The 2,502-nt window shown below is 65.5% G+C and carries 2 protein-coding genes and 1 tRNA gene; all 3 read left to right on the top strand.

What is annotated here, in order from left to right:
- Positions 1 to 352: 352 nt before the first annotated feature.
- Positions 353 to 429, top strand: a tRNA-Arg gene (locus AC1VTH_RS07835).
- Positions 430 to 627: 198 nt separating this feature from the next.
- A complete protein-coding gene (aroF, locus tag AC1VTH_RS07840) occupies positions 628 to 1,647 on the top strand; it encodes a 3-deoxy-7-phosphoheptulonate synthase (RefSeq protein WP_293673593.1) in 1,020 nt (339 codons plus the stop codon).
- Between the two features lie 37 nt (positions 1,648 to 1,684).
- Positions 1,685 to 2,502, top strand: an 818-nt coding sequence (locus AC1VTH_RS07845; RefSeq protein WP_481335594.1) for a prephenate dehydrogenase, incomplete at its 3' end; no start/stop codon positions are given.

Raw genomic sequence — 2,502 nt, forward strand, 5'->3', positions numbered from 1 at the left:
CCGTTGAACAGCGTGAAGAGGTGCTCGCACACAATCTGGCCCACCGACTTGGTGGTGGGGCCGCCGTATGAGTTCACGAGGCCGTCGGCGACGTGGGCCTCGACCTCGGCAGGCGTGAGGCCGGAAATCTCGGGCGCCACGATGTCGGGCGCTTCGGTGTTGGACAAGGGCACTCCCCTCAAAGAAGATGCGAACGTCCATTGTACGGGGTCGGGGGCGTTTCGGCACGCTCGCCCCGACTGCTTACAAAACTGAAACGTAGGCAGGGGGGGCATGCCGCACGCATAGCGAGGGGCCAGAGTGAAGGCCCGTCTCCCCCGACCACCCGACTTGGGCTATACTGCACTCGCAAGCTCTCTTAGCTCAGCTGGATAGAGCGTTCGCCTCCGGAGCGAAAGGTCGCGGGTTCGAATCCCACAGAGAGCACCATTCGCTTATAAACGGCCCCAGCGATGGGGCCGTTTTTTGTGTGCACGTTCCTTTCACACTTAATGAGGAAAGCCCATCTCCGAGAGACCCATTTTTGTCAAGCCATAGCGGCTGCGAGGTCGGGCAGCGGCACCTATATGTAGTACCATCGGTCAACTAAGGAAAACTCAAGCGCGGACGCCACACAGAGGGGGAACGATGATCGCAGTCGTCAAGGACACGGCAACGCCGGAACAGGTAGGCCACTTCGTAAGCTGGATCGAGAGCAAGGGCCTCTCCGCCCACATCTCCAAGGGTGACAACACCACGATCATCGGTCTGGTGGGCGACACCACCCAGGTTGACCCGTACCTCATCGAGGGCATGGACATCATCGAGCGCGTCCAGCGCGTCTCCGAGCCATTCAAGCGCGCCAACCGCAAGTTCCACCCGCTCGACACGGTGGTCGACTGCGGCCACGGCGTCAAGGTGGGAGGCGGCACCTTCAACGTCATCGCGGGTCCCTGCTCGGTCGAGGGAGACAACCTCATCCGCATCGCGCGCGAGGTCAAGGCCGCCGGCGCCACGATGCTGCGCGGCGGCGCCTACAAGCCCCGCACCTCCCCCTACGCCTACCAGGGCATGGGCGAGGAGGGCCTCGACATCCTGTGCGCCGCCCGCGACGAGCTCGACATGCCCATCGTGACCGAGATCATGGACCCGCGCGACGTCGACAAGTTCCTCTCGCGAAACATCGAGGTCTGGCAGATCGGCGCGCGCAACGCCCAGAACTTCCCCCTGCTCAAGGAGGTCGGCAAGACCCAGACGCCCATCCTGCTCAAGCGTGGCATCGCCGGCACCATCGACGAGCTGCTCATGGCCGCCGAGTACATCATGAGCGAGGGCAACCCCAATGTCATAGTCTGCGAGCGCGGCATCCGCACGTTCGAGACGCGCACGCGCAACTCCTTCGACCTCAACGCCATCCCCGTGCTCCACGGCCTCACCCACCTGCCGGTCTGCGCCGACCCCAGCCACGCCACGGGCCACACCCGCTACGTGACGCCGATGGCGCTCGCCGCGACCGCCGCTGGCGCCGACTGCCTCGAGATCGAGGTGCACGACGACCCCAAGCACGCCTGGTCTGACGGCGCCCAGGCGCTCACGCCCGAACAGTTCCGCGACGCCATGGCGCGCATCGCCAAGGTGCGCGAGGCTGTGACCATGGAGGTTGAGTAGCGTGGACGAGAAGAGCAATAAACCGCAGGTTGCAGCCATGATCGAGGGCAGAGTGGGCATCGTTGGCCTGGGCCTCATCGGCGGCTCCATCGCCCGCGCCATGGCACGCGGGGGCCACGAGGTCTACGCCTTCGACCTCAACGAAGACATCGAGACCTTCGCCGCAATCGAGACGACCGCGGGACGGCTCGCCGACGAGCTCGTTGGCACCTGCGAGCTCATCGTTCTCGCCTGCTACCCCAGGGCGTGCGTCGACTGGCTGGAGAGCCATGCCTCGCTCGTGAGCCCGGACGCCATCGTGATCGACACGGGCGGCGTCAAGCGCTCCATCTGCGAGCCGTGCTTTGACATCGCCCGAAAGAACGGCATCACCTTCGTGGGCTGCCACCCGATGGCGGGCACCCAGTTCTCCGGCTACGCGCACTCGCGCGCCAACATGTTCGAGGGCGCGCCCATGGTGGTTTGCCCTCCGCCCGAGATTCGTGGCGTGGCGTGCCTCGCGCTCGTCGACCGCCTGGAGGGCCTGCTCGCCCCCTGTGGCTTTGACAAGCTCACCGTGACGACCCCCGAGCGCCACGACGAGGTCATTGCCTACACCTCCCAGCTCGCGCACGTCGTGTCGAACGCCTACGTCAAGAGCCCCACGCTCGCCCATCGCAAGGGCTTTGCCGCGGGCTCCTACCGCGACCTCACCCGCGTGGCGAGGCTCAACCCCACGATGTGGTGCGAGCTGTTCCTCGACGACGCCGACAACCTCGCAGCTGAGATTGGCACGCTCGTCAACGCGCTCAACCAGTACAAGGACGCGCTCGAGGCCCGAGACGCCCAGAGGCTCACCGAGTTGCTGGCCGAGGG

The organism is Parolsenella sp. (assembly GCF_982402205.1).